This is a genomic window from Pantoea sp. EABMAA-21, from assembly GCF_030053335.1.
In the GTDB taxonomy this organism is placed as follows: domain Bacteria; phylum Pseudomonadota; class Gammaproteobacteria; order Enterobacterales; family Enterobacteriaceae; genus Pantoea; species Pantoea communis.
In genome coordinates this window covers 109,776-133,198 of sequence record NZ_JASGBX010000008.1, presented here as the reverse complement: position 1 = coordinate 133,198, position 23,423 = coordinate 109,776, and the positions used below count along the sequence as shown (strand labels likewise).

The following is a 23,423-nucleotide window of genomic DNA, read 5'->3' as shown; positions in this document are numbered from 1 at the left end:
TTCCTCAGCAATCGGTCAGGACGTGATCGGATTGCGGCGGATTTGATCGGAATTCACCGTCCTCTTTCTTTGCGCTTCGCTTTGCAGGCTTCGCTTTCTGACTCAACACGGAAATATGGCCGTGCATCCCGCTGGTGAAGGCCGGTGCCGTGGCGGGTTTGCCGCTGACGGCTGCCGTCAGGCTTTCCGCGACGAAGGCGGCCTCTTCGCGGGTGAGGGGGTAGGTTTTCGTGCCGAAATTCAGCGTAATCACGCTGCACCTCCGGCGCGCTGGGCGATGCGGGCCTGCATCCAGCCGTCAATCTCTGACGCCAGCCAGGCGACGTTTTTACCGCCGAGGGAAATTTGTGAGGGGAACTGCTCCCGGCTGATTAAGTCGTAAATGGTCGAACGTGACAGGCCGCAGGTGCTGATGACTTCCGGCAGGCGCATGAAGCGGTCGCGCGGGAAAACGGCATCGCGGGTTACGGGGATGGCGGGGGCCGGTACGGATGAAACTGCGTGCATGGTGTTACCTCTTTCTGGGTCCGGCCGGTGCTGTCCGGTTACGGTGGTGTCTTCAGGTAACCCGCTATTGTGAGAATATTTTTACTCATGTAAACAAGATGAGATTGGTCAAAAAGCAAGCACTTCGTTTTCTATTGGCCTCTATTAGCCTCTGTTAGCCTTTAAAGGGACATTTGATTTAAGTATCAATTAATAATTGTTAATTAATAGCTAAAAACAATGAAGGTTCGCTCGCCAGAAAAAGGCCTGTTTCTGAAAGGTGTGAACACCGGTGAACACTCAGTGAAGACTTTAAATTAAAGTATTCACTGCTTTACTTGCTGTATTTATTACCTTTTTTATCTCAGTGAATACCAGTGAACAGTTATATAAGAAATATAATCTGTTAAGGGGGTATCCCGCACCTGTTCTGCCTTTGTCTGCTCATCGACAGGCGGAAAGCAATGAAATGCGCTGTCCTGTGGTACACGACAGAATGGCCTCATCCTTTACAGACGATGAGAGACCACCATGACCACCCCGGAACAGAAACCTGCCTCACTAGTGCGCTTTGAGAAAGCCCGCGCTGAACATACGGAAAGAATGAAGACCTATAACGGTATCTGCGCCGATATCGCCCGCTGTGAAAAAGAGCAGCAGGCGGCCATCGAAGCCGGGAAAGAGGCCGAGAGCAACTGGCGCACGCGCTTCCGCAGCCTGCGCGGTAGTCTGACTGACGAACTGCGCGCTGAGCATTCCCAGCGCATCGCCAGCCGTGAACTGGCCGATGAGTTTGGCGGGCTGCTTAAAGAGCTGGCGCTGGATAAGCAGGAGTCGATGCTGAAATGCTGCGACAGTGGTAAAGAGTACGTTGAATCACACCAGGAGGCTTTTACCGGGTTCGCGGATGCACACTGGCAGTCAGCCCTGCGTAACGTGAGTCCGTCGCTGCTGTGGGCCATTAAGCTGCGTCTCCGTCGTGAAGAACTTTCCCCGACGTTTGCCGGTGATGACCGGGACCGGATTAAGGACGTGGCCGGTCTGGTCGGTGATGCGCTGACGCGGGCAGCGGCGGCTCTGCCGGACAGTGTATTGAAAGAGGCTCCGCTGCTGGAGATTATCGGCCTGCATCGTCCGGCGCTGACGGGGATTGATATGAAGCTGTATGGCAACCCTGCTTACCGCATGAAGTTTGTAAAGGCATTACAGCAGGAACGTGCGGCATTGCAGGAGGACAGCCAGAAATGATGCACTGTCCTTACTGCAAAAGCGCGGCACACACCAAATCGAGCCGCTATATGTCCGAACAGGTGAAAGAGCGTTATCACCAGTGCACTAACCTGGACTGTTCCTGCACCTTCAAGACGAATGAGAGCATCACCAAGGTCATCACCGCACCGCCACAGCCGGAAACAAAACCGGAAGCACCACCGGAACCGGTAAGAGAACGTCAGACGCTGGGCCGTTACGGTTCTGCATTCCGCCAGGTTCATTAACCCCGCACAGCCGCTGCCCGATCAGCGGCTTTTTTTGTGCCTGTCCTTTGCCTTTCCGAAGCCCTTTTTCTGGCCAGCCGCTTTGTAAAAAGTGATGCATGCATAGCGTGCATGGATCTGCATGCAAAACCATGCACCGCATTCCTCCGTTCAGGCCATACCGGGTGCGGCCCGACCCGCTTCATGCACATGCATGAAAAGCGATGCATAAAGCGGGCAGGCGTGGCGGGGATAGCATTGCGCGCCAGCGGTGGTGTTTAGTATTAATAATTATTGTTTGAGCGCGTCGTAACGGCGCGGGCGTGGTTGGTGTTGGTTCGTTAGTGGTTGGTTGTAATCATGTGCGCGTGGTGCGTCTGAGGTGCGATGGTGGCGAGGAATGAAAAAGCCGCCTGCTGGCGGCTTTGATTTGAAGGAACTGGACTATCAGGCAACTTTTAAAATTGGATAAAAAATAGTTTTAAAATCATCAGGAATCGCCTCTCTAAGTTGACTGATAATCGAACTGTTCTTAGGCAACTGCGATGACAAGTTACTAAGCAGCGCATCAAGCTTTTCACTGCGATCCCATTGGATCTTATAGCTTGAGGAATCAATTTTTTGAGCAATCGATAGTAATTGTTGTCTATCGTTATAGACATATTTCATTTTAATTAAATTGACACCATCATCATGAATGTCTGAATAAGTTAAAATGAAATGAATTAGCTCACCTTTCTTATAAGTTTCGATGTGTTGATATTCGCGCTCAAAAATAGATGTAACTAACTCATTAGGCTGCACCCCTTTTACCATGCAAAAAGAAATTATTTTATTAATCTCTTTCATGATTTGAGTATAGTTTGTCATTTAATCATCCTCTCAACTTCTGCGAGAACCTTATCTAAATCATTAATCGACTGGAGAAGGGCTTTGTTATCTCGCTTATCAACTGGGCCATAAGCTTTGGCTAGCTTTATAAAAACATATCTCACTAATATAGCATCATTAGCCTCAGTTGTCTTTAAATATGGCATGTAACGGCTAAAAATCGCATAAAGCTCTGAGCTTTTCTCACCAATACCATTATCAATCAGTAGATTAGATACCGCATCTTGAGTGCGTGTTTTAAGAATATCCCTCATTAATTTTCTTGCTTGGTGAGGTCTTTTCTCAATTAACTCAGGATCAATGTATTCAGCAGCTTTCTGAACTTCTTTTTCAGCTAATTTCTGGCGTAACTCTTCTAATGTATCTTCTGGAAGGTCTAGGCCAGCCAGTCTGATCTTTTCTATTTGCTGATTTACCGAATCGCTTATCTCATGGCGTTTTTGTTCGAATAATGCATTGAAGTCAATGTCATTTAAGTAAGAATCTTTATCGCTGACATAAGCACTTTCACTTTCGACTCCTGCTAATTCGCTGCCTCTTTCGACATAGTCTCTGTCAGTAAACGTATACTCGCGTACAGTTGCTCTACGAGCTTTTTCTACCTCTTTCTGGAAGTTTTCCCACATGACATTTAAGCCGATTTCCTCATGAAAAATTACTATGCCATTATTATCAATTTCAAAATGTGTGATTTCAGATTCAGGAATTACTCGTAAAATACGACCGACAACTTGAGCAAAAGCATTAAGGCTTCTATATGGTCTAAATATCGCAAGAACAGTTAAGTATTTATGGTCGTAGCCTTCCATCAACATATTAACGGAAATTACAACATCACACTGATGATGTTCAACTTTCATTAATGCTTCAGCCAATTCACTTTGTTCCATTTCACTATGTACTATTACAGAAGTCATACCTCTGTCTTTATACCAAGTAAGTAAGTCTTCAGCATGAGCGATACTGCAACCCACAGCTAAAATTTTGTGAGGAACGTTGGGAGAGGTATCTTTGAGTTCTTGAAGTTTTCCAATGCTATGGTCGATAACATCTAAAGAGCACTCTTTCGATAATGCGATACTTTTTTCAATCCATTCTTTATCTTTGAGCATTAGGATTTGCTCTTTAGATAGTTTTAATCCGGGTTGCTCTGGAGTTGAAAAAAACAACTCGTGCGCGTTGACTGTTTCTTTTCTTAACCATTTTACATACTTATCTCTCATAACTTCAGATAAAGGTGTTTCATGGATTCTTACACCCGGAATTTCTTGGTTATCTCCCCGGTAGGGCGTTCCTGTTACATGAAGTATTTTTGCATTTGAGAAGTAACGGAGCGTGTCACGCCAGCTTTGAGCAGGTGCATGATGAGCCTCATCGATGATAATTAAATCAAAGAAATCAGAAGGAACTCTATTAATTAATGCGTTATCTCGTGTTGACGCAACTTTTTGTATATTAGAATAGACAATATGGCTACTTAAGAGGTGTTCGTCTGACAATTCGGTAGAATATTCATTAACAACGGGTATGTCTTTGCTGCTAAATACAATGTCGAAGTTAACCCAAAAATTATCATCTAGAACCTCTTGAGTTTTTCTTATGCTATCTTTTGTAATGAGCCCAGGTGTGATAATTAGAACTTTTTTATGTGCAACACCAAAAGGAGCTATTGATATAAGACCACTCTTGCCTGTACCCGTAGGTAAAACTACTAGAGCCTCTTTATTTTCCTCATCACTGAAGAAATCTTTTATTTTTATATATGCTTCGATCTGTGGAGCTCTAAGTTTAGTATTACCTTCGATGTTTACTGCTGTGTCAAAAAAGTAAGACATTTTAATAGTCCTTCATTAGTTAATTAATAATTACTTTTGGGGGTATAGTTGGTTTGCATAAAATTGAAGCATGCGAGCCCTGCCATCAAGATACTGAGCATGGTTATAAACACCACGGATGCTGTTCTTATCCACATGGGCAAGCTGTGTCTCGATCCATGCACTATCGAAACCTTCTTCATGCAATATCGTTGACATTGTGTGCCTGAAACCATGTCCAGTAGCCCTCCCTTTATAACCCAACAACTCAATCACTTGGTTTACACTTTCCTTACTTATAGGCTTTTTACGGTTATTACGTCCAATAAAAATGTAGGGATAGTGACCAGTGATGGGTTTTAGTTGGTGAAACAAATCGATTACATGTGTCGAAAGAGGTACTAAATGAGGTCTGCGCATCTTCATTCGTTCTGCTGGAATTTCCCAGATACCTTTTTCAAGGTCAATCTCATCCCATGTGGCAAAACGCATCTCCTGCGTCCTTACACCTGTAAGCATAACAATTTTTGTCGCATTTTTAGTAATAACGCTACCCGTATACGCTTCCAAGTCTCGTACAAAATAAGGCAGCTCTTCCGCAGATAAAAATGGGTGATTCTTTTGTTTGGGAACGGCCAGCGCAATAGATAAATCAGGAGCAGGATTGTACTCAGCTCGGCCGGTAATAATTGCATATCGGAACACCTCACCGCAGCGCTGGCGCACCTTCCGCGTCTTCTCTAATGCCCCTCGCTTTTCAATACGACGCAGCACCTCAAGAAGCTCAAGCGGCTTAATCTCTGAGATTGGACGATTGCCAATGAACGGGAAAACATCCTGCTCAAAGGTTTTAATTATTTCGTCCCGGTAAGCAACGGTCCAACGATCCGCCTTGTTTGTGTGCCATTCCCGGCTGATGGCCTCGAAAGAGTTTTCTGCCGAAAGCTGTTTTGCCAGTTTTTGGGCCTTACGTTCCTCAACTGGATCAATGTCATTAGCTACCTGCTTGCGCGCGATATCACGTTTCTCGCGTGCCTCAGCGAGTGAAACGAGGCTATAGGAGCCAAACGACATCAACTTAGCCTTCCCGTTGAATCGGTAACGGAAGCGCCAGCCTTTGCTGCCATCAGGGTTAATGAGTAAAGCCAGGCCGAGGCCGTCGCTAAGGGTGTAAGGCTTTTCTTGGGGTTTTGCGCGTCGAATTTGTATGTCTGTAAGTGCCATGTGTATAAGTCTAAAGTGTGTATAAAAAATCTATACGCATCACTATACATATTTTTCATGGATTCTGGCAGATGCTGTAGGACTTATACGGATAAAGGATGTGTTTATTGTTATGTTTTTAAAGGAAATTTAAAATTATCCAAGATGGTTTCGGAAGTGTAGTGGCGGAAGATCACAGGAGTCGAACCTGCCCGGGACCGCTGGCGGCCCCAACCGGATTTGAAATCCGGCCGCCTCACCGGAGACGACGATCTTCCTTTGAAGATGCCGCGCAATTATAGCGACAACCCAGCGCGAAATCTTGATCTTAGCCGTGCGCTACAGCACGTTCTCACGCTCTGATATGAAGCGTCGCCGCGCAGAGGTGATTAAATTCTCCACCTAAGGCTACAGTTATGATTTCTCACTGCATCAGGAGCTGAACATGGTTATCGGGATTGATTTAGGCACCTCTGGCGTCAAAGTGGTGTTGCTGGATGCGCAAGGGCAGGTTGTCGCAGTGGAGAGCGCGCCATTGCAGGTATCGCGTCCGCAGCCGTTGTGGAGTGAGCAGGATCCCGAAAGCTGGTGGAGTGCCACGGACAAGGCGATGCAGGCGCTGGCGCAGCAGCACGATCTCAGCGGCGTGGAGGCCATTGGTCTGAGCGGTCAGATGCACGGCGCCACCTTGCTGGATGCCGATAATCAGGTTTTGCGCCCGGCAATTCTTTGGAACGATGGGCGCAGCAGCGAGCAGTGTCGGGAACTGAAGCAGCGCGTGCCGGCTTCGCGTCAGATCACCGGCAACCTGATGATGCCGGGCTTCACCGCGCCCAAGCTGTTATGGGTGCAGCAGCACGAACCCGGTGTGTTTAAACGAGTGGCGAAAGTTCTGCTGCCCAAAGATTACCTGCGCTGGCGGATGAGCGGTGACTTCGCCAGCGACATGTCCGATGCAGCCGGCACGATGTGGCTGGATGTGGCACAGCGTGACTGGAGTGATGCCCTGCTCAGCGCCTGCGATCTCAACCGCAGCCAGATGCCTGCGCTTTATGAAGGCGATCAGATCACTGGCACTTTGTCGCCTGACGTTGCCGCACGCTGGAAGATGAACGCGGTGCCGATCGTGGCGGGCGGCGGAGATAACGCGGCGGGCGCGGTGGGTGTCGGCATGGTGGCGCCGGGTCAGGGCATGCTGTCGCTCGGCACTTCTGGCGTCTACTTCCTGGTCAGCGACGGCTATCTCAGCAACCCGCAGCAAGCGGTACACAGTTTTTGCCATGCGCTGCCCAATCGCTGGCATTTGATGTCGGTGATGCTGAGTGCCGCATCCTGCCTTGACTGGGCAGCCACCTTAACTGGCTGTAAAGACGTGCCTGAGCTGCTGGCGGAAGCGGAAAAAGCCAGCGGTGAAGCCGCACCGATTTTATTTTTGCCATATCTGTCCGGTGAGCGCACCCCGCACAACAATCCACAGGCACAAGGCGTATTTTTTGGTTTGACCCATCAGCATGGTCGTCCTGAACTGGCGCGCGCAGTGCTGGAAGGCGTGGGCTTTGCGCTGGCAGAAGGCATGGACGCGGTGCATGAGTGCGGGGTGCAGCCGCAAACCGTGATGCTGATCGGCGGCGGCGCGCGCAGTGCGCACTGGCGGCAAATGCTGGCGGATATCAGTGGATTAACGCTGGATTATTGCCACGGCGGTGAGGTAGGGCCAGCTCTTGGTGCTGCACGTCTGGCGCAATGGGCGATTGATCCGCAGAGCGAGTGGCCCGCGCCAGAGTTGGTGCAGCGGCATCAGCCTGATGCGTCTCATCATCAGGCTTATCAGCCGCAACGTGAGAAGTTTGCGCAGTTGTATCAGCATCTCAAACCGCTGATGTCCTGATTCGGTTATGTGATGGCCGGATTGGGGCGTGGTTTTTATATTTATTCCGCTATGATAGGCAAATCAGGTTAGTTCCTTATGGCCTGAATTGTCCTTAGCACGCTCCCTTCACCGGAGGGAAAGACATCCAGAGAGGCTGAGGCAGCAGCAATGTTACGTTAACCCTCGAACAGTTCTCTGCAACGCAGAGGCTGAGGGAAACACATCACCTACCCTGGAGCCTTTAATGCCGCAGCCCGTCTATTTTCTGGTTCTTCCTGGCGTGATGGCGCTCGATCTCACTGGTCCGGCGGAAACGCTGCAACTGGCGGATGGCTTTTTTGCTCTGCACTACATTGGCCCGCAAGCCAGCGTGCGCTGCTCCACCGGCATGACGATCGCGGATATTGCGCCACTTCCCGAGCAGCTACCCGATAACAGCCTGCTGGTGGTGCCCGGCGTGTATGACTCCAAAGTCTGGTTCGATACGGCACCTGCCGCCGCCGCGCGCGACTGGCTCCGCTCGCAGCAGTCCGCCATCCAGTCTAAACGCATCACATTAGTCTGCATCTGTTCCGGTGCACTGCTCTCGGCGCAGGCCGGATTGCTAAATGGTGTGCAATGCACCACTCACCACGATGTGTTACCGCGCCTGAAAGCCGCCGCACCGGAAGCGTTAGTGAAGGATAACCGCGTGTTTGTGGAAGATCATGGCATCTGGACCAGCGCGGGTATCACGGCGGGCATCGATCTGGCGCTGCATATGATCAACCGGCTTTGCGGCGCACCGCAGGCGCTGAAGGTGGCGCGGGAAATGGTGGTGTGGTTCCGGCGTTCGGGTGACGATCCCCAGCTCTCGCCGTGGCTGCGCTATCGCAATCACCTGCATCCGGCGATTCACCGGGCGCAGGACGTGATGATCGCCCATCCCGAGCATGACTGGTCACTGACCGCGCTGGCCGAGCGCGCGCATGTCAGTGAGCGTCATCTCACGCGCCTGTTCCGCCAGCATCTCGGCATCAGCGTGCGCGAATACCATGAACAGCTGCGTTTGGTGATTGCGCGCCAGCGCCAGCAGCAGGGCGAAGCGGCGGAGAAAGCTGCTCTGGCGGCCGGGTTCTCCTCGGCACGCCAGTTGCGTCGCGCGCATCAGCGCTGGGACGATCAGCTCACCAGATGATGTTTATCTACGCGTTTGAGCAGCATCGCTAGCAGCAAACTGCCGATCAGCGTAATGCCAAATACCCACGGCAGATCGAGCCACGGACGTGACATATCGTCGTAATGGTTGGTGCGCAGATAGTGGATAAACAGCGCGTGAAAGCCATATATCGGCAGTGAATAGCGCGAAATCGTCGCCAGCATCGGCAGTGTGCGGCTGTTCAGCACATTCTTGAACAGCACCAGCAAGCTGATGGCGGCGATAAACACCAGCGGACCGCAGTAAAGATACCAGGTGTCGTTGAATGCGCCGTTGATTTTTAGCATCTGTTTGGTGCCGAGCGTAATGCCAATCCAGCAGGCGATAAAGCCCAATCCCGCCAGCCAGCTGATGCCGCGCTTATCGGTGTCCATGCAACCAATCGCCCGCCCCAGCAGCGCGTACAGCAGGTAGTAAATGCTGTCGCCGCTGACGTAAAGATTCACCGGCAACCAATGAAACGGCCCCAGCGACTGGCTCACGGTGTTGGGATTGGCCAGCACCGCCAGCACCACGACCAGCAATGCAACGTAGCGCGGCTGCACGCTTTTCACCTGAATCAATGGCGACAGCAGGTAGATGCCGATAATGGCGAAGAAAAACCACAGGTGATAGAACACCGGTTTTTGCAGCAGCTTCAGCAGCGAACGGCCTTCGCTGATCGGCGTCAGCCAGGTGATGTAGGCCAGCGCCACCGCGCTGTAGAACAATAAACACAGTACGATGCGCAGCAGATGTCGCCCTTGCGCGCTGCGTTCGCCAAAGAACAGATAGCCCGAAATCATAAAGAACAGCGGCACACAGACGCGCGATGCGGAGTTGAGCAGATTCGCCACATCCCAGCTAATACCTGTGACGGCCATCGGGCCGGTGATATACCAGGTGGTGGTGTGAATAACGATCACCATCAGGCAGGCAACCGCACGTAAGTTGTCGATCCAGTGTATTTTTTGCGACATGGCTTCCTCGTCGGCAATACGTCCGTGCGAAGAAGGGTAGTCACAGCGTGATGCGTCAACAACCTTTGGGACTGAAATTCGGATCACTCTGTTACGGGTGACACTGCCTGGTCGCAGCGTGAGAACAGCCCGGCAATAGTCGTGGTGCTTTGGCCTGCACGCCAGCATGCTCACTCAAATGAAAAAGCGACCACGTTTAACCGTGGCCGCTTTGGCGAATAAAACGGATGAGCCTCAGGCGATAAATCGCGTCGCGACCAAGAGTGTGCTGAACAATGGATTAATCACGCATCCGGTGTTTGCCTGGCGGTGACTTAATCGCGGACGAGGAACTTCTCGATCACCGCTTCGTTCGGCTCAACGCCCAGACCAGGCTCACTCGGCAACCAGGCGTAACCGTCGGCGATGCGCACCGGGTTTTTCGCCAGCGAGCGACTGATCTCACCTGGCTCCACGCAATACTCCATCACCAGCGCGTTCTCAATCGCACACAGGAAATGCAGCGAGGCGGCGGTGTTGATGTCGGTGGTGAAGTTATGGTTACACACTTTACGGCCACGGCTGTGCGCGTAGCTGGCGATCTCCATCGCCTGAGTAAAGCCGGTGCGTGTCAGATCGATCTGCACGATGTCGATACCGCCTTCATCAATCAGGCGCTGGAAGCCAACCACCGAACACTCTTGCTCACCGGCGGCGATGTGCTGCTGGCAGGCGGCAGACACCTGGCCGTAACCGGCGTAGTTATCCGGGTGCAGCGGCTCTTCGATCCAGAACAGGTTGAGATGTTCATAATGCTGGCTGCGGCGCACGGTGGTCTTCGCATCCCAGACGTGGCCGACATCCAGCATCAGATCCACGCTGTCGCCCATCGCGGTGCGCAGCGCTTCCAGATAGCGCAGATCCAGCGCTTCATCGGTGCCAAACGGCTCCCAGCCAAACTTCACGCCAGTGTGGCCAGTATCGATGGCGTGCTGTGCGCGCGCCACCGTCTCTTCGACGCTGTACTGGAACATGTTGGAGGAGTAAACGCGCATCTTGTCGCGCATCGCACCGCCCAGCAGTTCAACAATCGGTTTGCCCAGCGCTTTGCCTTTGATGTCCCACAGGGCGATATCAATGCCCGCCATCGCCTGCAGCACGGCACCGCTGCGTCCATAATAGATGGTGGCTTTGTGCATCTTCTTCCACAAACGGCCGGTCTCCAGCGGGTTCTCGCCGATCAGCAGCGATTTCAGTCCGGTGACCATGGTGTGCGAATAGGGTGCTTCGATAATGGCTTTGGTGACATACGGGCTGCCATCCACTTCACCCCAACCGGTGATGCCCGCATCGGTGGTGATTTTGATAAGCAGTGCATCCTGCGAGCTATCGGTACGCTGCTCAATAACCGGCAGACGCAGATAAAACGCTTCAACGTTGGTGATCTTCATCGTGGTTTTCCTGGTGTAAAGGCAATCAATAAAGCATCAGCCCACAGCGGAACGCTGCTGCCGGCGCTGCGTAATCAAGGTCTCGTAATCCACATCCAGTGCCTGAATGCGGATGTGGTTTTCAATTTCATCGGTCATCTGCGCGATATCGCCCTCGGCGAACACGTTGATCAGTCGCTGGTGCTCTTCAATGATGTCGCTCATCGATTTGCCCATGGTGGAGAGGCCAAAAATCACCGTCAGCTGGCGCGCAATTGACTCCCACAAATTGCTCAATACCGGGTTGTGGGCGAAGCTGCACAGCGTGCGATGGAAATCGGTGTCCGCCGAGGCAAAGCCATACACATCATCGTTTTGCATCATGGTTTGCATCTGTGCCACGCCCTGATACAGCAGAGTGAGCTGTTCAGCGCCGTTGCGTCCGGCTTCAATCGCACGGCGACAGGCCAATGTTTCCAGTGGGATGCGCACATCAATAATCTGCTCCAGCCGCTGATGGGAAATCTCCATCAAACGGATGCCTTTATACGGCTCGCTGGTGACGATGCCCTGACTTTCAAGAATGCGCAGCGCTTCACGGATCGGCACGCGGCTCATGCCGAGTTTTGCCACCAGATCCGGTTCGGCAACACGGTCGCCGGGTAAAATCAATCCGCGCGAGGCGGCGCTGAGAATCGCATCGACGGCGTGATCGACCAGCGTGCGCGGACGCGCAGCTTGCCAGTGGCCGTCTGAAGCGGCTTCCTGCGCCAGCGGTGCGCTGTTTTTAAGGCTTGGTGTGGATGATTTTCCTGCCATGGTGATTGTCCTGTTTATACCTGCCGGGTCACGAACTGACCAAAGCCGGGTTCAACCTGCATCTGGTCATCCTGGAATACCGTGACACCACGAATCAATGTGCGCACCACTTTACCCTGACAGCGCATGCCTTCAAATGCGCTCCACTTGCCGAGTCCCTGGAATTTTTCCCCCTCCACGATCCAGCTCTGCTGCGCATCGATAAACACCAAATCGGCATCGAAGCCGGGTGCAATAGCGCCTTTTTTGCCCCACAGCTGGAAGGCTTTAGCCGGGCCGCTGGCGGTCATGCGGACAAATTCCGTAAGGGCCAGACCACGATCGATATGCGCCGCGCTGAAGAACATCGGACTTAAAGTCTCAACACCGGTTAGCCCCATACCGGCGTCCCAGATGCTGGCTACACCGGCTTGTTTCTGTGCCGGGGTATAGGGGCAGTGGTCAGAGGCGATCATATCGACATCGCCGCGCAGCAGCACCTGCCACAGCGCATCCACCACCGGGCGTGGACGGATTGGCGGGCCACAGCGCGCATTCGGTCCAATGCGCACCAGATCGTCTTCATCCAGAATCAGATAGTGCGGACAGGTTTCGAAACTGGCGCGCACCTTACTTTTGGCGGCGACGATGGTTTCGGCGGCACGCGCGGAGCTGACGTGCACGATGTGGCAGCGCGCGCCGGTCTCTTCCGCCACAGCCAAAACGCGACCCACGGCTTCGATTTCGGCGATTTCTGGCCCGGCCAGCGCATGCGCGCGGGTATCTTTGCGTCCAGCGCGGCGCAGTTCGCTGCCGGCACCGATCAGAATGTCGTGGTTCTCAGCGTGGACGCCAATCAAACCGTCAAAGGTGGCCAGTTCACGCATCGCACGCAGCAAGCCATCATCGTCGAGGCGCGGTAAGCCTTTCTCGTCAGTGGCTTCACCATTGGGCGCGCCGCTACACAGGAACGCTTTGAACGCCAGTGCGCCCGCCTGATCCAGCGCCGCTAACTCGTGCACATTGCGGCCATCCAGTCCGGCCCACATGGCGTAATCCACCGAGCAGTTGTCCGCCAGCCAGCGCTGCTTGGCGGTGAAGTTAGCGAGGCTGGTGGCGGGTGGCAGTGAGTGCGGCATCTCAACGATGGTGGTGACGCCGTGCGCAGCCGCACCACGCGTGCCTTCGCGCAGCTCCTGTGCAGGGAAATCGTGCGAGCCGGTGAAATGGGTATGCACATCAATCGCGCCGGGTACGATGATTAGCCCCTGCGCATCAATGATCTCATCGACGCCGTCAGCGAGGGCACCCGGCATCAGCAGGCCGCTGATTTTGCCATTCTCAATCAGCACATCGGCGGGCGCGGCGCGGGTTTCTGTCACCACCAGGCCGTTGATAATTAATTGTTTCATCACTCTGCTCCTGCTTGCGTCACCAGTGCGCCATAGGGCACGGGTTGAGAAGGATCCAGCCAGCCGATGTCGCCCAGCAGTTGGCTGAAGTGGTTAAATTCATCGGCTGGAATCAGGCCGTTGGGTGCGAAGACGTGGGCTTGCTGATACGCGGCTAAACCGGTGATCAGCGCATCAAGCGGATAATCGGGGTAATAGCGTTGCACGCTCGCCGCCAGTGTTTCGGCATCATGCGTGGCGATCCACGCCAGTGCCTGTTTGATGGCGCGTGAGAAGGCAGCAAACGCAGCGGCTTTCTCCGTGAGGACATCGGCGCGTGCAATATAGGCGCTCCACGGCACCTTGCCACACAGTGAGGAGAGGCTGCTGATGCTGCTTAATTGCCCGGCGGCAATCGCTGGTGCCAGCATATGCATGGCGTGCAGCGCGTAATCAGCTTCACCGCTAGCCACAGCCGCGAAATCGCGGGCCTGATCGCCACTACCGGCAATCAGCTCCACCTGATCCAATAAACCATGCTGGGACAGTAGCCAGCGGAAGGTCAGCGTAGCGGTGCCGACATTACCGACATCCAACACGCGTTTACCGCGCAAATCACTGAGCTGAAAATCGGGCTGAGCCTGCACTGCCGCCAGAAACCACGGATTAGCGGCGACCGAGGCGCAAAAGCACTGCAACTCAGCGCCGTGCTGCTGGTAATGCTTCATCACCACCATCGGTCCGCCCAGCGTGAGGTCCGCTTCGCGGCTCAACACAGCCGGCACTTGTCCGCCCTGCACGGTATGCCCGCCCGATGCGCTGGTGGTGAAGGTGACCTGCAACTGCTCTGCCGCAAACAAGCCGAGGCTGTCGGCCAGATAATGGGCGCAGTAATAGATGCGTGATTCGCTGGCATCACCCTGATTGAAGATTAACGTCTGCATCAGCCGCGCACCTCCGTGACAAAACTGCCGTTGAGCGCAGCCATGTCGCTGACGCCGCACCAGTGGCTAATGGCGGTGATTTCATTGATCCAGCCGGAGAGCAGATCGAACACCGCGCTTTCGCCACCTGCTACCAGGGCGCTGATGATCGGTCGCACGCTGAGTGACAGCGAGGCGCCGAGGCAACGTGCCACCACAGCATCGCTGCCGCAGCGCACGCCGCCATCCAGCAGCAGCGGCAGACGAGTGACCGCCTGTAAATCGGCGAGCTGATCGACCGGTGTGGCCCAGCGCGCGCTTTGGCGCAAGCCAATATTCGAGGCGATGATGCCGTTCACACCGTGCAGTGCCGCCGGTGCCGCATCGTCATGATGCAAAATGCCTTTTAGCCACAGCGGCAGTTGACGCGCAGCGCAGTGTGCGGCCACCTCGTCAATTTCCTGCCAGCGCCACACCGGAAAGGCCGGCAAGGGCTCAACGCCCGGTTGCGTGCCGCCGACGGTGTGCCAGCCGCGCTGTTTGAGCGCTTCACCAATTGAGAAGCCGACTGGCTGTAATCCCGGCACCGGATGCACCGGTGCCAGCACGGTGAGAACGATATTTTTGAATCCGGCTTGTGCAGCCTGATCGATCAAATCTTTGATACGCCCAACATCACCTGCCGCGCGTAGCTGAAGCCAGCAGCGGTCGTACTCCGCGCCAATCTGTTCCAGCGGCGTGACCGTCTCTTCGGAGATCACCAGCGGCAGTTGCAGACGTTTGCAGGCGCGGGCAATCGGCAGCAATCCCTCTTCATGAAAGATGCGATCACCCGCAAAGGCACCGACGCCGAGCGGAGCAGACCAGCTTTGATTGAGGATGGTGGTCTGGGTGCTGATCGCCTCATTGCCCTGCAGTACACGCGGCAGCAAGCGAAAACGGCGCAGCGCCTGCTGGTTAGCATCCGGTTCGTCAGCGAGCGCATCGGCGGGCTGCCCCTGCATATAGCGGAACAGCGCATCGCCAAGACGTTCACGCGCCGCAAGATCATGCATTGGCATGCTGGGCCTCCGTGGCATTTTCATGTTCGAGGAAGGTGGCAAAAGCCGGCGTTTTGGGATTCTGCAAAATCGCCGGTGGCCCTTCTTCAATCAGCGCCCCGTTCTGCAGGAACACCACGCGATCGGCCACGCCCGCCGCGAAGGCAATGTCATGGGTACTGATAATCATGGTAATGCCGGTTTGCGCCAGGCTGCGCATGGTCTGGTTCACTTCACGCACCAGCTCAGGGTCGAGCGCTGAGGTCGGCTCATCGAACAGCAGGATTTGCGGTTCTGCTGCCAGCGCACGGGCGATGCCGACACGCTGTTTCTGCCCGCCTGATAGCTCATGCGGCAGCGAGGCGGCGAAATCCTGTAATCCCACCATCTTCAGGGCACGCATTGCTTTAGCGCGGGCGATTTCGGGTTGGGCACCCTGCACCCGTAGCAGAATACTCATCACGTTTTCCAGCGCGGTGAGGTGATCGAACAGCGCGAAGTGCTGGAACACGATACCGATGCCGGATTTGGCGCGGTTAGCCGGCAGATGGCGGGCAGCCAGTGGGCGGCCGTTTTCATCGCTGCCCATAAAGTGGCCTTCGGTCTGAATGGTGCCGCTGCTGCGTGGCGTCAGCGCCAGAATCGATTTCAACAGGGTACTTTTACCGGAGCCGGAACGACCGAGCAGCACCACGACTTCGCCACGGCGTACAGTCAGCGACAGGGATTTCAGTACCGCTTTACCGGCGTATTCGACGCACAGGTTGTCCACTTCCAGCACCGGCGCGGCCGTTTGCGTATCCCAGCGACGTTTCGGCAACTGCATCGACATCACGTCCGCTTCTGGCGGCAGTTTTGCCAGGCGCGCACGGGCACGGCGGGCACGTTCGTCGAGATTATAGAACTTCTCCAGCCACCACTGACCACCCGCCAGCAGCGTAGAGAGAATCAGGTAAATACCGCCCGAGGCCACCAGTACCGGAATGAACAGGAAGTTCTGCGACACGATGGCCTGGCCGCGCATTGTTAGCTCATTCACGCCTACGACCGATGCCAGCGAGGTAGATTTCAGCAGGCCGACGGTTTCATTGCCCATGGTCGGCAGAATGGCGCGCAGTGCTTGCGGAATCACCACGTGGATCATCTCTTTGGTGCGCGAATAGCCAAAGGCCTGCGCTGCCATGCTCTGATCGCGATCGGTGGCCATAATGCCGCCGCGAATAATCTCGGCGCAGAAGGCGGTTTCGTTGATCATCAACGCCAGCAGAGCACTGGTGAACGGGCTGAAACGCAGGCCGAACTCTGGCAGTACGTTGTAGAGCAGAATCAGTTGCAGCAGCACCGGCGTGCCGCGCAGCAGATAGATGTACGTTTTCACCGGCACACGGATAAACCAGTGCTTTGAGGTGCTGGCCAACGCCAGGAAAAAGCCAATCAGGATGCCGCCCGCTAATGCGCCTACCAGCAGCTGAACAGCGATGACGGCCCCTTCCCACAGGTAAGGGAAGGTCAGGTACTTAAGAAAATCATCCAAGGCGTTATCTCCCTCAATGCGATCGCTTGGGTTGCCCGTGAAGCAGCAACCCAATTGATCCGACTGAGTTTATGCATTAACCACGTGCAACAACCGGGCGTTCAGCCGCGCTGCCCTGACCCCAGTAATCCAGCAATTTCTTCTGCGCACCGCTCTCCTGAATCACCTTCATCGCATCCATCACTGCACTGCGCAGCGTGGTGTTGTCTTTGGCGATGGGGAAGCCAACCATGATCGGCAGGTCAACGGTAAAGCCGCTTTCCAGCGTTTTGTCAGCTTTGGCGATGGCGATGGCGGATCCGGCTTCAGTCAGATAGATGTCGGCGCGACCGCTTTTCACCGCCTGAATACTGTTGTCAGTGTTCTGCACCATCAGCATGCTGACTTCTGGCTTACCCGCGGCGGTGCATTTGGCGCTCTGCTCGGGCACCAACTTGTTGGCTTCGTAAGAACCGGCAGCGGCGGCCACGGTTTTGCCGCACAGGTCATCCACGGTGGTGATTTTCTTTGGATTGCCCTTCGCCAGAATCGAGCCATCCTGCACCTGCATGGAGGCGACAAAAGCGATCTGCTTCAGACGTTCATCGGTGACATACAGCATCGGACCGATATCGGCACGACCGCTGGAGATGGAGGTCAGCAGCACGTTGAACGAACCGGTCTGATAACTGTGTTTTGCCCCAAGGCAGCTGCTGATACGTTCGAACAGCGAAGGATCGAGACCTTCAATAATGCTTGGGTCTTTTTCGGAAGGGGCTTCGAAGCCTTTGGTGTAGCCACCCAGGCCTACCACCAGATCTTTGCCTTTGAGTGACGGGTATTTGGTCTGCAGCGCCTTGCACTGCGCCATCGCCGCAAAATCGCTGGCGGTTGGCGTAATCGGGTCGGTGCTGGCGGCATGGGCGCTGGAAAGGCCTGCTAACAGCGTGCCGGTGATGCCAGAGATCAGTAATGCGATGCGTGCAAATTTCATAATAAGGTTCCCCTGGTGCTGGTGAATGTGTAAGCGATGACCTTGTGTTTTATGAACGTCTTACGGCTTTTATCGGTACTGCGACTTCAATAACCTCTTGCAACATCAACCTGGTTGCGCAGCGGATGGCCACTGCGGAAACGCATCAGGTTATCGATAAACACCTCAAGGCAGCCCTCAAGGTAGGCACTGTGATCGTCCAGACTGCAGTGCGGTGTCATCACCACGCCCGGCGTGCTCCACAGCGCATCGTCTACTGGCAGCGGCTCTTGCGGATAAACATCCAGAACCGCACCGGCCAGTTCACCGGCGCACAGTTTTTCGCGCATCGCGGTGTAGTCGAACACGGCGGCACGGCCGACAATCACGATGCCGGCGCGGGCAGGCAGCAGATCGAGACGGCGACGGTCAAACAACTTGTCTGTCTGGGGCGTGAGCGGCAGCGTTGAGACCAGGACATCCACCTGCGGCAGAACATCGTCCATCGCATCAATGCGAATACAACGCGCTACGTCGGCATCACACTGGCCGCTGCGCGTCACACCAATCACACGGTAGCCCTGCGCGGTCAGCCGTTTCGCCGCTGCGGCACCGATACCGCCGACGCCGAGCAGCAAGACCGTTTTGCCACGCGCGCAGCCGCCGAAGGTGGGGCGCCACAGGCGCTGAGCCTGATCCTGCAGAAAACCCGGAATGCCAAAGTTGAACATCAACGCCGCCATCAGAATGAACTCGGCGCCTTTATCGCCGTGCACGCCGGACGCATTGGTCAGCGTCACGCCCTCCGGCAGATGTGCCAGCCACTGCTCAACGCCGGCGGACATCACCTGCACCCAGCCGAGACGTGGTGCGCTGAAGGTATCGAGCGCCAGCTTGCGTCCGCTCCACAAAATGTCGCTGGTGGCGAGGAAATCTGCGGTATGCGCGGCCTGGCTGTTTTCGCTCAGGGTAAAGTGACCGCGCAGTTGCGGATGGGCATCCAACAGCTGTTGCAGGTGCTGCGGGGTCAGATGTAATGCCTGCGGGGCGCTGGCGTCGTTTTCGATATGAATATGCATCAGCGCATCGCCGTGACTTCCATCTCGACCAGCAGGTCAGGATGGTTGAGTTGAATACCGACGGTGGCGCGCGCCGGGAAGGGAAACTGGAAGAACTCGCTATACGCCGCGTTCATCTCACTGAAGGTGCTGAGGTCGGTGAGATAGATCGTCACGCGCACCACGTTATCGAAGGTCATCTGCGCTTCGCTCAATAGATCGCCGACGTTTTTCAATACCTGGCGCGTCTGGTTGGCGATGTCATTGCCCTTGATCTCACCGCTGTAGGGGTCAATCGCCACCTGGCCGGAGATAAACAGCATCGGTTCGTGCAGTACGGCGGCGGAAAGCGGAGCCGGGCCCATTGGGCGGTCACTGGCGTTCATTCCTGGATAAGCAATCGCGGTCTTCATGGTGAAATTCCAAGCAAAACTGTTTCACCGCAATTTCGTATACGATTATACAAGTGTCAATGCGCGATTTTTGACCATCGGGTCGAAAAGGTGATGCCTGTCACGTAATAGGATTTGATTATAGCGTGGTTAATTTTATGAAAAATAAGGGTTAAGTGAGGGTGTGACGCGCTCGCGGAGGTGTTGGATTGAATCGTATACGATTTTCTTATCTCAAGGTTTTAGCCGGTTAAACCGTGGCAAAACCACTCCCCGGCGCGCCAGGATTTCCGGCTGCACAATCCGCGGTCAAAGGGTATACTGTCGCACTCTTTTTTAATCGACCCTTATCGCGTACTCAACATGCAAAAGTTTGATACCAAGACCTTTCAGGGCCTGATCCTGACCTTGCAGGATTACTGGGCGCGTCAGGGCTGCACCATCGTCCAGCCGCTGGACATGGAAGTGGGCGCTGGCACTTCACACCCAATGACCTGCCTGCGCGCCATTGGCCCAGAGCCGATGGCTACCGCCTATGTGCAGCCTTCACGCCGTCCTACCGATGGTCGCTACGGTGAAAACCCGAACCGTTTACAGCACTACTATCAGTTCCAGGTGATGATCAAACCTAACCCGGACAATCTGCAGGAGCTGTACCTGGGTTCACTGCAAGAGCTGGGCCTGGATCCGACCGTACACGATATTCGCTTCGTGGAAGATAACTGGGAAAACCCTACGCTGGGTGCCTGGGGGCTGGGTTGGGAAGTGTGGCTCAACGGCATGGAAGTGACGCAGTTCACTTACTTCCAGCAGGTGGGCGGCATGGAGTGTAAGCCAGTGACGGGTGAGATCACTTACGGACTTGAGCGCCTGGCGATGTATATCCAGGGCGTCGACAGTGTTTACGATCTGGTGTGGAGCGACGGCCCATTTGGCCAAACCACCTACGGTGAAGTGTTCCACCAGAACGAAGTGGAACAGTCGACCTACAACTTTGAGTACGCGGATGTGGACTTCCTGTTCTCCTGCTTCGAGCAGTATGAGAAAGAAGCGCAACAGCTGCTGGCGCTGGAAAAACCCCTGCCGTTGCCAGCTTATGAGCGCATCCTGAAAGCGGCACACAGCTTTAACCTGCTGGATGCACGCAAGGCGATCTCGGTAACCGAGCGTCAGCGCTATATCCTGCGTATCCGCACCCTGACGAAAGCCGTGGCGGAAGCCTATTACGCGTCTCGTGAGGCGCTCGGTTTCCCCATGTGCAATAAAAACAAGTAAGAGGCAGCCATGACCGATAAAACTTTCCTGGTGGAAATTGGCACCGAAGAGTTGCCTCCGAAAGCCCTGCGTAGCCTGGCAGAAGCCTTTGCTGCGCACTTTACCGCAGAACTGGACAGCGCCGGTTTAGCACATGGCGAGGTGAGCTGGTTTGCCTCTCCACGCCGTCTGGCGCTGAAGGTGGCCCAATTGGCCACAGCGCAGGCCGATCGTGAAGTGGAAAAACGTGGCCCAGCGATTGCTGCTGCGTTTGATGCCGATGGCAATGCCACCAAAGCAGCCGAAGGTTGGGCGCGCGGTAACGGCATCACCGTGGATCAGGCTGAGCGTCTGAGCACGGATAAAGGCGAATGGCTGGTGCATCGCGCTTCAGTGAAAGGCGAGAGTGCTCAGGCACTGCTGCCCGCGATGGTGGCAACCGCACTAAGCAAGCTGCCGATTCCAAAACTGATGCGCTGGGGCGCAAGCGACGTGCAGTTTGTCCGTCCGGTACATACTGTGACGCTGCTGTTGGGCGATGAGCTGATCCCGGCGACGATTCTCGGTATTCAGTCCGATCGCGTGATTCGCGGCCACCGCTTTATGGGCGAGTCAGAGTTCACACTCGACAACGCCGATCAGTATCCGCAATTGCTGCTGGAGCGCGGCAAAGTGGTGGCTGATTTTGCGACCCGTAAAGCCAAAATCAAAGCGGATGCGGAAGCGGCGGCGCAGCAGTTGGGCGGTATCGCCGATCTGAGCGACAGCTTGCTGGAAGAAGTGGCCTCGCTGGTGGAGTGGCCAGTGGTGCTCACCGCGAAATTCGAAGAGAAGTTCCTCGCGGTGCCTGCTGAAGCGCTGGTTTACACCATGAAGGGTGACCAGAAGTACTTCCCGGTGTACTCCGCTGACGGTAAATTGCTGCCAAACTTTATCTTCGTCACCAACATCGAATCTAAAGACCCGCAGCAAATCATCTCCGGTAACGAAAAGGTCGTGCGCCCGCGTCTGGCCGATGCCGAGTTCTTCTTCAACACTGACCGTAAAAAGCGTCTTGAAGATAACCTGCCGCGTCTCGAGACCGTACTGTTCCAGAAAGAGCTGGGTACGCTGCGTGATAAAACGGACCGCATTCAGGCGCTGGCGGGCTGGATCGCCGCTCAGATTGGTGCCGATGTGAACCACGCCACCCGCGCGGGCCTGCTGTCGAAGTGTGACCTGATGACCAACATGGTCTTCGAGTTCACCGATACTCAGGGCGTGATGGGCATGCACTATGCACGTCATGATGGCGAAGCCGAAGATGTCGCGGTGGCGCTGAACGAGCAGTATCAGCCGCGCTTTGCCGGTGATGCACTGCCATCGAACCTCGTGGCTTGTGCTGTCGCGATTGCCGACAAGATGGATACCCTTGCGGGCATCTTCGGCATTGGTCAGCATCCAAAAGGCGATAAAGACCCGTTCGCACTGCGCCGTGCTGCGCTGGGCGTGCTGCGTATTATCGTTGAGAAGAACCTGCCACTCGATCTGCAAACGCTGACCGAAGAAGCGGTGCGTCTCTACGGCAGCAAGCTGAGCAACGGCAAAGTGGTGGATGAAGTGATCGACTTCATGCTGGGTCGTTTCCGTACCTGGTATCAGGAAGAGGGCCACAGCGTCGACACCATTCAGGCCGTGCTGGCACGTCGTCCAACCCGCCCGGCGGACTTCGATGCGCGCATGAAAGCGGTTTCCCACTTCCGTACGCTGGAAGCGGCATCGTCGCTGGCTGCGGCCAACAAGCGTGTGTCCAACATCCTGGCGAAAGCCACCGAAACCCTCAACGACAGCGTGCAGGCATCGTTGCTGAAAGAGAACGCCGAGATCCAGCTGGCGACTTTCGTGACGGCGTTGGGTGACAAGCTGCAGCCGTACTTCGCGGAAGGCCGCTATCAGGATGCGCTGGTGGAGCTGGCGCAGCTGCGCGAAGCGGTCGATAACTTCTTCGACAACGTGATGGTTAACGCCGATGAAGCGGAAGTGCGTATTAACCGCCTGACACTGCTGGCGCAACTGCGCGCACTGTTCCTGCAGGTCGCGGATATCTCTCTGCTGCAGTAAGCGATGTGTTGAAGTGAACCGAAGGGACGAGAAATCGTCCCTTTTTGTTTTTAAAATTCGGCGCTGACTTCCTGGGAGTGGTGCAAGATGCGCCCAATAAAGATCTCATCAACCTCAGCACGGTAAATCACAATGTGCTGACCGAAGGAAAGTGAATAGATTTGATAACCTAAATCAGGCCGTTTTCGCCCTAAATCGAACAGGGCAATTTTATCGAAGAGCTGGGAAAATTTAAGGTTGTAAGCGTCTGCGAGTTGCTCCCCAAAATTCCAGTATCCGTAAATCCAGATTTTCATCAAATCGGCATCAGCTTCCGGTTTTATCGTGATCTTCCTTTTCATAAATGCCCACCCTGGCTTTTGCTCGTCTCAGAAAATCTTCATGGTCCCACTCTTTACCAGGACCGCTCTCGAATCCTTGTCTTACCAATTCTTTTAGCGCCTCCAGCTTCGACGCCGCCTGCTTCTCACGCAGTAAACGCAGCGAGTCGCGCACCACCTCGCTTTGAGTACGGTAATCACCGGAAGCCACCAGAGATTCAACAAACTCGCGCAGTTCATCACCTAAATCGATTGTCATGGTACGTGCCATCATCGTGCCCCAATGTAAGAAATATTCTTACATCCTGGCACATTTTTGAGCAATGCGGAATCGGCGTTGCAGCGCAGTTACAGCG

24 protein-coding genes and 1 tRNA gene are annotated in these 23,423 nt (G+C 54.7%); 7 read left to right on the top strand and 18 right to left on the bottom strand.

Annotation, left to right across the window (positions count from 1 at the left end):
* Positions 1-4: 4 nt before the first annotated feature.
* Positions 5-253: a hypothetical protein gene (locus tag QMZ65_RS13735; protein ID WP_283216188.1), complete on the bottom strand. Its 249-nt coding sequence runs from the start codon at positions 251-253 to the stop codon at positions 5-7.
* Entirely contained in the window at positions 250-507 is a 258-nt protein-coding gene (locus tag QMZ65_RS13730; RefSeq protein ID WP_085286551.1) for a helix-turn-helix transcriptional regulator, read from the bottom strand. Before QMZ65_RS13730 ends, QMZ65_RS13735 begins: the two co-directional genes overlap by 4 nt.
* Before the next feature lie 510 nt (positions 508-1,017).
* Here QMZ65_RS13730 and sid point away from each other — a divergent pair.
* Both sid and QMZ65_RS13720 read left to right on the top strand, forming a co-directional pair.
* Entirely contained in the window at positions 1,018-1,734 is a 717-nt protein-coding gene (gene sid / locus QMZ65_RS13725) for a capsid size-determining scaffold Sid (RefSeq protein ID WP_283216187.1), read from the top strand.
* Positions 1,731-1,982: an ogr/Delta-like zinc finger family protein gene (locus QMZ65_RS13720; RefSeq protein ID WP_283216186.1), complete on the top strand. Its 252-nt coding sequence runs from the start codon at positions 1,731-1,733 to the stop codon at positions 1,980-1,982. Before sid ends, QMZ65_RS13720 begins: the two co-directional genes overlap by 4 nt.
* Before the next feature lie 426 nt (positions 1,983-2,408).
* Here QMZ65_RS13720 and QMZ65_RS13715 read toward each other — a convergent pair whose 3' ends face one another.
* From QMZ65_RS13715 to QMZ65_RS13700, 4 genes are all read right to left on the bottom strand, one after another.
* Positions 2,409-2,831: a hypothetical protein gene (locus QMZ65_RS13715; RefSeq protein ID WP_283216185.1), complete on the bottom strand. Its 423-nt coding sequence runs from the start codon at positions 2,829-2,831 to the stop codon at positions 2,409-2,411.
* A complete protein-coding gene (locus QMZ65_RS13710; protein ID WP_283216184.1) occupies positions 2,828-4,687 on the bottom strand; it encodes a DEAD/DEAH box helicase in 1,860 nt (619 codons plus the stop codon). The genes QMZ65_RS13715 and QMZ65_RS13710 overlap by 4 nt, the downstream gene beginning before the upstream one ends.
* A 30-nt stretch (positions 4,688-4,717) precedes the next feature.
* Complete coding sequence (locus tag QMZ65_RS13705) at positions 4,718-5,890, bottom strand: tyrosine-type recombinase/integrase (protein WP_283216183.1); 1,173 nt, start codon at positions 5,888-5,890, stop codon at positions 4,718-4,720.
* A 162-nt stretch (positions 5,891-6,052) separates the two neighbouring features.
* A tRNA-Sec gene (locus QMZ65_RS13700) sits at positions 6,053-6,147 on the bottom strand.
* Positions 6,148-6,314: 167 nt separating this feature from the next.
* Here QMZ65_RS13700 and xylB point away from each other — a divergent pair.
* Positions 6,315-7,757: a xylulokinase gene (gene xylB, locus QMZ65_RS13695; protein WP_283216182.1), complete on the top strand. Its 1,443-nt coding sequence runs from the start codon at positions 6,315-6,317 to the stop codon at positions 7,755-7,757.
* A 226-nt stretch (positions 7,758-7,983) separates the two neighbouring features.
* Positions 7,984-8,916 (top strand): GlxA family transcriptional regulator, encoded by a 933-nt coding sequence (locus QMZ65_RS13690; RefSeq protein WP_211728877.1) that lies wholly within the window; start codon positions 7,984-7,986, stop codon positions 8,914-8,916.
* On the opposite strand, the gene QMZ65_RS13685 is transcribed toward QMZ65_RS13690, so the two are convergent.
* Complete coding sequence (locus tag QMZ65_RS13685; protein WP_200574062.1) at positions 8,901-9,896, bottom strand: acyltransferase; 996 nt, start codon at positions 9,894-9,896, stop codon at positions 8,901-8,903. The two genes, QMZ65_RS13690 and QMZ65_RS13685, sit on opposite strands and share 16 nt — an antisense overlap.
* 178 nt (positions 9,897-10,074) lie before the next feature.
* On the opposite strand from QMZ65_RS13685, the gene QMZ65_RS13680 reads away from it, so the two are divergent.
* On the top strand, positions 10,075-10,209 hold the full coding sequence (locus QMZ65_RS13680) for a hypothetical protein (RefSeq protein WP_283216181.1): 135 nt from the start codon (positions 10,075-10,077) through the stop codon (positions 10,207-10,209).
* A 1-nt stretch (position 10,210) separates the two neighbouring features.
* Here QMZ65_RS13680 and QMZ65_RS13675 read toward each other — a convergent pair whose 3' ends face one another.
* From QMZ65_RS13675 to QMZ65_RS13635, 9 genes are all read right to left on the bottom strand, one after another.
* Positions 10,211-11,326 carry a mandelate racemase/muconate lactonizing enzyme family protein gene (locus tag QMZ65_RS13675; RefSeq protein WP_283216180.1) on the bottom strand — a complete coding sequence of 372 codons (1,116 nt, stop codon included), beginning with the start codon at positions 11,324-11,326 and terminating at the stop codon, positions 10,211-10,213.
* A gap of 36 nt (positions 11,327-11,362) precedes the next feature.
* Positions 11,363-12,124, bottom strand: a complete 762-nt coding sequence (locus QMZ65_RS13670; protein WP_283216179.1) for a GntR family transcriptional regulator — start codon at positions 12,122-12,124, stop codon at positions 11,363-11,365.
* Between the two features lie 14 nt (positions 12,125-12,138).
* Positions 12,139-13,515 (bottom strand): dihydroorotase, encoded by a 1,377-nt coding sequence (locus QMZ65_RS13665; protein ID WP_283216178.1) that lies wholly within the window; start codon positions 13,513-13,515, stop codon positions 12,139-12,141.
* The gene (locus QMZ65_RS13660) at positions 13,515-14,438 is read right to left on the bottom strand and encodes an ABC transporter substrate-binding protein (protein WP_283216177.1); all 924 of its coding nucleotides are present in this window, start codon (positions 14,436-14,438) and stop codon (positions 13,515-13,517) included. The genes QMZ65_RS13665 and QMZ65_RS13660 overlap by 1 nt, the downstream gene beginning before the upstream one ends.
* Positions 14,438-15,478, bottom strand: coding sequence for an alpha-hydroxy acid oxidase (locus QMZ65_RS13655; protein WP_283216176.1), 1,041 nt, complete (start codon positions 15,476-15,478; stop codon positions 14,438-14,440). Before QMZ65_RS13655 ends, QMZ65_RS13660 begins: the two co-directional genes overlap by 1 nt.
* Positions 15,465-16,991 carry an amino acid ABC transporter permease/ATP-binding protein gene (locus QMZ65_RS13650; RefSeq protein WP_058961135.1) on the bottom strand — a complete coding sequence of 509 codons (1,527 nt, stop codon included), beginning with the start codon at positions 16,989-16,991 and terminating at the stop codon, positions 15,465-15,467. Before QMZ65_RS13650 ends, QMZ65_RS13655 begins: the two co-directional genes overlap by 14 nt.
* 76 nt (positions 16,992-17,067) lie before the next feature.
* A complete protein-coding gene (locus QMZ65_RS13645; RefSeq protein WP_034827693.1) occupies positions 17,068-17,964 on the bottom strand; it encodes a transporter substrate-binding domain-containing protein in 897 nt (298 codons plus the stop codon).
* An 86-nt stretch (positions 17,965-18,050) separates the two neighbouring features.
* A complete protein-coding gene (locus tag QMZ65_RS13640; RefSeq protein WP_283216175.1) occupies positions 18,051-19,022 on the bottom strand; it encodes a D-2-hydroxyacid dehydrogenase in 972 nt (323 codons plus the stop codon).
* Entirely contained in the window at positions 19,022-19,414 is a 393-nt protein-coding gene (locus tag QMZ65_RS13635; protein WP_283216174.1) for a RidA family protein, read from the bottom strand. The genes QMZ65_RS13640 and QMZ65_RS13635 overlap by 1 nt, the downstream gene beginning before the upstream one ends.
* A 342-nt stretch (positions 19,415-19,756) precedes the next feature.
* On the opposite strand from QMZ65_RS13635, the gene glyQ reads away from it, so the two are divergent.
* Both glyQ and glyS read left to right on the top strand, forming a co-directional pair.
* Complete coding sequence (gene glyQ / locus QMZ65_RS13630) at positions 19,757-20,668, top strand: glycine--tRNA ligase subunit alpha (RefSeq protein WP_034827699.1); 912 nt, start codon at positions 19,757-19,759, stop codon at positions 20,666-20,668.
* Positions 20,669-20,677: 9 nt separating this feature from the next.
* Positions 20,678-22,747 carry a glycine--tRNA ligase subunit beta gene (gene glyS, locus QMZ65_RS13625; protein WP_097118460.1) on the top strand — a complete coding sequence of 690 codons (2,070 nt, stop codon included), beginning with the start codon at positions 20,678-20,680 and terminating at the stop codon, positions 22,745-22,747.
* A gap of 50 nt (positions 22,748-22,797) precedes the next feature.
* On the opposite strand, the gene QMZ65_RS13620 is transcribed toward glyS, so the two are convergent.
* Both QMZ65_RS13620 and QMZ65_RS13615 read right to left on the bottom strand, forming a co-directional pair.
* Positions 22,798-23,088 carry a type II toxin-antitoxin system RelE/ParE family toxin gene (locus QMZ65_RS13620; RefSeq protein ID WP_160833336.1) on the bottom strand — a complete coding sequence of 97 codons (291 nt, stop codon included), beginning with the start codon at positions 23,086-23,088 and terminating at the stop codon, positions 22,798-22,800.
* Complete coding sequence (locus QMZ65_RS13615) at positions 23,054-23,338, bottom strand: type II toxin-antitoxin system ParD family antitoxin (protein WP_058961180.1); 285 nt, start codon at positions 23,336-23,338, stop codon at positions 23,054-23,056. Before QMZ65_RS13615 ends, QMZ65_RS13620 begins: the two co-directional genes overlap by 35 nt.
* Between the last annotated feature and the right edge of the window lie 85 nt (positions 23,339-23,423).

Excerpts from the sequence above, each read along its gene's own strand:
- QMZ65_RS13730 (WP_085286551.1), bottom strand. The coding sequence starts at position 507 with ATGCACGCAGTTTCATCCGTACCGGCCCCCGCCATCCCCGTAACCCGC.
- sid (WP_283216187.1), top strand. The coding sequence starts at position 1,018 with ATGACCACCCCGGAACAGAAACCTGCCTCACTAGTGCGCTTTGAGAAA.
- QMZ65_RS13720 (WP_283216186.1), top strand. The coding sequence starts at position 1,731 with ATGATGCACTGTCCTTACTGCAAAAGCGCGGCACACACCAAATCGAGC.
- QMZ65_RS13715 (WP_283216185.1), bottom strand. The coding sequence starts at position 2,831 with ATGACAAACTATACTCAAATCATGAAAGAGATTAATAAAATAATTTCT.
- QMZ65_RS13710 (WP_283216184.1), bottom strand. The coding sequence starts at position 4,687 with ATGTCTTACTTTTTTGACACAGCAGTAAACATCGAAGGTAATACTAAA.
- QMZ65_RS13705 (WP_283216183.1), bottom strand. The coding sequence starts at position 5,890 with ATGGCACTTACAGACATACAAATTCGACGCGCAAAACCCCAAGAAAAG.
- xylB (WP_283216182.1), top strand. The coding sequence starts at position 6,315 with ATGGTTATCGGGATTGATTTAGGCACCTCTGGCGTCAAAGTGGTGTTG.
- QMZ65_RS13690 (WP_211728877.1), top strand. The coding sequence starts at position 7,984 with ATGCCGCAGCCCGTCTATTTTCTGGTTCTTCCTGGCGTGATGGCGCTC.
- QMZ65_RS13685 (WP_200574062.1), bottom strand. The coding sequence starts at position 9,896 with ATGTCGCAAAAAATACACTGGATCGACAACTTACGTGCGGTTGCCTGC.
- QMZ65_RS13680 (WP_283216181.1), top strand. The coding sequence starts at position 10,075 with ATGAAAAAGCGACCACGTTTAACCGTGGCCGCTTTGGCGAATAAAACG.
- QMZ65_RS13675 (WP_283216180.1), bottom strand. The coding sequence starts at position 11,326 with ATGAAGATCACCAACGTTGAAGCGTTTTATCTGCGTCTGCCGGTTATT.
- QMZ65_RS13670 (WP_283216179.1), bottom strand. The coding sequence starts at position 12,124 with ATGGCAGGAAAATCATCCACACCAAGCCTTAAAAACAGCGCACCGCTG.
- QMZ65_RS13665 (WP_283216178.1), bottom strand. The coding sequence starts at position 13,515 with ATGAAACAATTAATTATCAACGGCCTGGTGGTGACAGAAACCCGCGCC.
- QMZ65_RS13660 (WP_283216177.1), bottom strand. The coding sequence starts at position 14,438 with ATGCAGACGTTAATCTTCAATCAGGGTGATGCCAGCGAATCACGCATC.
- QMZ65_RS13655 (WP_283216176.1), bottom strand. The coding sequence starts at position 15,478 with ATGCCAATGCATGATCTTGCGGCGCGTGAACGTCTTGGCGATGCGCTG.
- QMZ65_RS13645 (WP_034827693.1), bottom strand. The coding sequence starts at position 17,964 with ATGAAATTTGCACGCATCGCATTACTGATCTCTGGCATCACCGGCACG.
- QMZ65_RS13640 (WP_283216175.1), bottom strand. The coding sequence starts at position 19,022 with ATGCATATTCATATCGAAAACGACGCCAGCGCCCCGCAGGCATTACAT.
- QMZ65_RS13635 (WP_283216174.1), bottom strand. The coding sequence starts at position 19,414 with ATGAAGACCGCGATTGCTTATCCAGGAATGAACGCCAGTGACCGCCCA.
- glyQ (WP_034827699.1), top strand. The coding sequence starts at position 19,757 with ATGCAAAAGTTTGATACCAAGACCTTTCAGGGCCTGATCCTGACCTTG.
- glyS (WP_097118460.1), top strand. The coding sequence starts at position 20,678 with ATGACCGATAAAACTTTCCTGGTGGAAATTGGCACCGAAGAGTTGCCT.
- QMZ65_RS13620 (WP_160833336.1), bottom strand. The coding sequence starts at position 23,088 with ATGAAAAGGAAGATCACGATAAAACCGGAAGCTGATGCCGATTTGATG.
- QMZ65_RS13615 (WP_058961180.1), bottom strand. The coding sequence starts at position 23,338 with ATGGCACGTACCATGACAATCGATTTAGGTGATGAACTGCGCGAGTTT.